Annotated in this window: 5 protein-coding genes; 4 read left to right on the top strand and 1 reads right to left on the bottom strand. The window is 46.8% G+C overall.

Annotated features, from left to right (window positions below):
- Together ACTHUT_RS13860 and recR are read left to right on the top strand one after the other, a co-directional pair.
- Positions 1-1,717 (top strand): peptidylprolyl isomerase (locus tag ACTHUT_RS13860; RefSeq protein WP_440418912.1); only part of this gene is annotated, 1,717 nt, incomplete at its 5' end.
- Between the two features lie 82 nt (positions 1,718-1,799).
- On the top strand, positions 1,800-2,405 hold the full coding sequence (recR, locus tag ACTHUT_RS13855; protein WP_049329607.1) for a recombination mediator RecR: 606 nt from the start codon (positions 1,800-1,802) through the stop codon (positions 2,403-2,405).
- 62 nt (positions 2,406-2,467) lie between these two features.
- Here the strand turns inward: recR and ACTHUT_RS13850 are convergent, their stop codons facing one another.
- On the bottom strand, positions 2,468-2,755 hold the full coding sequence (locus tag ACTHUT_RS13850; RefSeq protein WP_003683377.1) for a hypothetical protein: 288 nt from the start codon (positions 2,753-2,755) through the stop codon (positions 2,468-2,470).
- A 214-nt stretch (positions 2,756-2,969) separates the two neighbouring features.
- Between ACTHUT_RS13850 and ACTHUT_RS13845 the strand changes: the two genes are divergently transcribed.
- Entirely contained in the window at positions 2,970-4,220 is a 1,251-nt protein-coding gene (locus ACTHUT_RS13845) for a lipoprotein-releasing ABC transporter permease subunit (protein WP_250600651.1), read from the top strand.
- On the top strand, positions 4,213-4,896 hold the full coding sequence (gene lolD, locus ACTHUT_RS13840) for a lipoprotein-releasing ABC transporter ATP-binding protein LolD (protein ID WP_003683651.1): 684 nt from the start codon (positions 4,213-4,215) through the stop codon (positions 4,894-4,896). The genes ACTHUT_RS13845 and lolD overlap by 8 nt, the downstream gene beginning before the upstream one ends.
- The last annotated feature ends 73 nt before the right edge of the window (positions 4,897-4,969 follow it).

Raw genomic sequence — 4,969 nt, 5'->3', positions numbered from 1 at the left:
GGTCAGCGAGCATGCTTTACAGATTGCGATACAAAATGAGCAAGCTGCCGGCAATACTGCGCCTTCGCGTGATGCTATATTCCAATCTTTATTGCAAAGAGCTTACCTAAAGCAGGGCGCCAAGCTGATGGGCATCGCTGTGTCTCAGGAACAAATCAAGCAAGTTATCGTGGATGATCCGAATTTCCATGATGCTTCCGGCAAATTCAGTCAGGATTTGCTCAAGAAGTATTTGGATCAGCGCAAAATGACGGAGGATCAGTTTGTCGAAGATATCCGCGAACAGTTCCAATTGCAAAATCTGTTGAATTTGGTGCAAAACGGTGCGTTGGTCAGCGATGCGCAAGCGCGTCAGTTGATTAACCTGACTCAAGCCACCCGTACCATCCGTTCATTTACATTCAGCCCTGAAGCATTTGCGGCACAAGTAAAAGTAGATGATGCGGCTTTGCAAAAGTATTATGAAGCGCATAAGAAAGATTATTTGATTCCTCAAGCCGTTAAGCTGGAATATGTGGCTTTGAACATCAAGGATTTGGCTGATAAACAAACCGTCAGTGCGGAAGAAGTACAAAAAGCTTACGATAGCAAAAGCGTAGATTTGTCGCCAAGAGCCGAAATTGCGCATATTTTCATTCCGGTTATGCCTAATGGAGATGAAGCAAGTAATGCGGAAATTAAAGCCGAAGTGGATAAAATGGCTGCAGAGCTCAAAGCGCACCCAGATGCTTTTGCCGAGTTGGCGGCCAAGTACTCCAAAGATTTGTCCAGCAGCAACAAAGGTGGCAATTTGGGCTATCTGAGCAAAAGCGGCGGCAGCGGCTTTGGACCTGAATTCGATAAAGCGGCATTTGCATTGGGCAAAGGCGAAGTGAGCAATACCGTTAAATCATCTTTGGGTTATCACGTCATCAAAGTTTTAAATGTCGAAGCTGAGCCGACTTTGGAACAAGCCAAAGCGCGTATCGAAGCAGCCTTGAAACTGAAAAAAGCAGCTTCTGCCTTTAATGCCGCTAAAGAAAAATTGGGTGAAGATGCCTTCAATGATCCATCTTCTTTAGCAAAAGCAGCCGCCAATTCAGGCTTGAAAGTGGAAAACCTGGATGAATGGGTAACCAAAGCAGGCGCGAAAGAGGCCGGTTTGCCTGAAACGTTGATTAATGCTGCGTTTAGCGATGATGTACTGAAGAAAAAACACAATTCTGAAGTAATTGCCATCAACAACGAAACCGTTTGGGTCATTCGTGCGAAAGAAGTGCGCGAAGAGAAAATTGCACCATTTGCAGAAGTCAAAGACACTGTTCGTGCAGCATATCTGCGCTCTGAAGCCGCCAAACTGGCAGAGAAGAAAGCCCAAGAAACTTTGGCTGCGTTGAAAGCCGGTAAAGCTGCCGATGTTCAATGGTCGCCTGTTTCGCAATTGAGCGCGCAAGATGCACGCAGAACCATGTCTCCGGAGGCTTATGCAGCTTTGTTGAAAGCGCGCCCTGTCGGCGGTAAACCTGCGTATGCATTGTTGGAAGGTATGCCTGCACCGGTGATTATGGAGGTTCAGAGTGTTTCTGCTCCTGAAAACGCCGATTCACAGATTCCGGCTGCCAAACAGGCTTTGGTTCAGCAGCTTTCTGCCAATGTGTTCGATAATTTACTCCAGTATTTGGGTAAGAAAATCGATCGTACGCAAGGCGCACAGCAAGTTAATAATGCTGCCGAATAAGCAGAGTATTTGAGTAGGGCAGCCGGATGAATTCCGGCTGTTTTCTTATTTTTAGCTATCTTTTAAAAGGCCGTCTGAAATCATGAGTAAAAATCCTGATGCCTTTGTCCGCTTGATTAATGCATTAAAAATCCTGCCCAATGTCGGCCCGAAATCCGCACAACGCATGGCTTACCAGCTTTTACAGTATAAACGCGAAGAAGCGCAGGAATTGGTGGATGCTTTGCAATTTGCCTTGAAACAGGTGCAACATTGTCGGATGTGCAACACATTTTGCGAAGGTGATTTGTGTGAAATTTGCGCGGACGAAAAACGTGAGAAAAGCCGCTTGATGATTGTGCATATGCCGGCGGATGTTTCCAGTATGGAGGCGGCCAATTGTCATGACGGCCTGTATTTTGTTTTGATGGGGCAAGTCAGTCCGGCGCAGGGCATGGATATTTCGGCAGTAGCATTAGATAAGCTGGTTGCCCGTTTGCAGGCAAGTGATATTGAGGAAATTATCATTGCAACCAACTTCACAGCCGAAGGCGACGCGACAGCGTATGTATTGGCGGAATTGTTTAAAAATCTTCCTTATAAAGTCAGCCGATTGGCAAGGGGAATCCCTTTGGGCGGCGAGATGGAATATGTGGATGCCGGTACTTTGGCTCAGGCTGTTTACGATAGAAGAAATATCCAATCTTAAATGCCAATACAAAAAGGCCGTCTGAAAGTCTTTCAGACGGCCTTTTCATTGATTAAATCAGATTATTTGCAGCTGACGCCTTGAATTTGAGGCGTATCGCCGTTGCCGACTTTGAATGCGCATTTGGTTGCGCTGCTGCCGGATACGGTAACAACACCGTTTCCGCTGTTGAGGCTGACAGGTTCTTTTACGCCCATACCGACAGCAGTGGCTGCCAGTTTTTGAACATCGGCGTCGGAGTAAGCGGTATTGTTTGAACTGATTTTGATTTCTTTGGCGGCATATGCATTGAAGCTGAATGACAAACCTACAGCTACAGATACGAGGGCCAAGAATTTTTTGCTGTTCATTAGTGTATTTCCTTTTTGATGGTGACAAAGTGTGTCACTGCTTCAGAATAAGGGCGATTGGCCGATTGTGCAAGTTTTTCGGTGGAATTTACGGGAAGATACATGGTTTTACATACACTTTATCCCTGAATGCTACATCAGTCGGGCAATCGGACGACCTGTCGGTTTTACGGTACAATAAGCCTTTTTTGACAAACGAATGAGGCATTTTTGAATGGCTTCTTTAGAAACTTGGATAGGCCTGCGCTATCTGCGTGCGAAAAAACGCAATGGCTTTATGTCATTTATTACCATGATTTCAATCGCCGGTATCGCTTTGGGCGTAACGGCGCTGATTGTGGTTTTATCCGTGATGAACGGATTTCAGAAAGAGATACGCGGTCAATTGTTGAACGTCGCACCTCATGCAGAAATCGGCTATTACGATGTCGGTAGCGCGCCGGGTTGGCAGAATTTGCGCGAATTTGTAAAAGGCAAAAAGGAAGTATTGGCCAGCGCGCCTTATGTTTCCGATCAGGCTTTACTTGCCAATGCCGGTGAAGTGCGCGGTGTTCAGATACGCGGTATTTTGCCGTCTGAAGAAAAAAATGTCGTTGATTACGGCAAGGATATGCCGGCCGGTAGTTTCGACGATTTGAAGCCAGGCGAATTTGATATTATTTTGGGCCAAGGGCTTGCTGAGGCATTGGGCACGGAGATGGGCGGCAAGGTTACAGTGATTACGCCAGAGGGTAATGTTACTCCTGCCGGCGTAGTGCCGCGCTTGAAGCAGTTTAATGTGGTCGGTGTGGTAAAAACAGGTGTTTATGAAGTCGATAACACCTTGGCCATGACGCATATCAAGGATGCGCAAGTCTTGTATCGGCTGGGAGAAAATGTCGGTGGGCTGCGTTTGCGACTGGCTGATCCTCAGAATGCGCCGTCTTTTATTGCCAAGTTGATTCCTGATGCTAAAAAAGATGAAGTATGGGTGCGCGACTGGACGTTTAACAACCGCAGCTATTTTGAAGCCGTTGAGTTGGAAAAACGCATGATGTTCATCATTTTGACACTGATTATCGCGGTTGCTGCGTTTAACCTCGTCTCGTCTTTGGTAATGGCGGTAACGGAAAAGCAAGCCGATATTGCGATTTTGCGCACGTTGGGTTTGTCCCCGGGCGGCGTCATGAAGATTTTCTTGGTACAAGGCGCATTTGCGGGGTTCTTCGGTACGCTTGTGGGCGTGGTATGCGGTGTATTGCTGGGCTGGAATGTCGGCAAGATTGTCGCATTTTTTGAAGACATGTTTGGTGTGCATTTGATTAACTCACAGGTTTATTTCATCGATTACCTGCCTAGCGATGTAAACTTGAAGGATGTCGCCGTTATTGCCTGTATTTCGCTTGGCTTGGCATTTATCGCCACACTGTATCCGAGCTGGCGTGCTGCAAAAACCCAACCCGCGGAGGCTTTGCGTTATGAGTAAGACAATTTTGAAATGTACCGGCGTTGGCAAAAGCTATAATGACGGCGCATTGAATGTACAAGTGTTGAATCATTTAGATTTTGAAGTTGCCGAAGCGGAAAGCGTGAGTATCATCGGTTCGTCAGGCAGCGGTAAATCCACATTGCTGCACCTTCTTGGCGGTTTGGATATGCCGTCTGAAGGCAAGGTAATACTGATGGATCAGGATTTGGGCGGTTTGAGCCAAAAACAGTTGGGCGAATTGCGCAACCGTTATTTGGGCTTTGTGTATCAGTTCCACCATCTATTGCCTGAGTTTTCTGCGTTGGAAAATGTCATGATGCCGCTTTTAATCGGCAAAATGCCCAAAGCGATGGCTGAGGAGAAGGCTGTTAAGATGCTGAAAAAGGTTGGCTTGGATAAGCGTATGCTGCACCGTCCGAGCGAACTTTCCGGCGGTGAGCGTCAGCGTGCGGCGATTGCCCGTGCTTTGGTTAATGAGCCGAAATGCCTGTTGGCAGATGAGCCGACGGGGAACCTTGACCGTAAAAATGCGCAAAATGTGCTGGACATGATGCTGGATTTGAAACGTGAATTGAACACCAGCCTGATTGTAGTGACCCATGATGACGAGCTGGCTGAGCGTTTCGACCGGGTAATGACCATGAAAGACGGCAGCCTGCAAGTGCTGCAATAAGGTTATTATTTCAGGCAAATATTTTATGCTTTGAACGGTATAATAGAGGCCGTCTGAAAAATAGGTTTTCATT

Source organism: Neisseria sp. P0022.S010 (assembly GCF_051956635.1).
The sequence above is the reverse complement of the archived record's forward strand: the minus strand, read 5'-3'. Positions and strand labels throughout refer to the sequence as shown.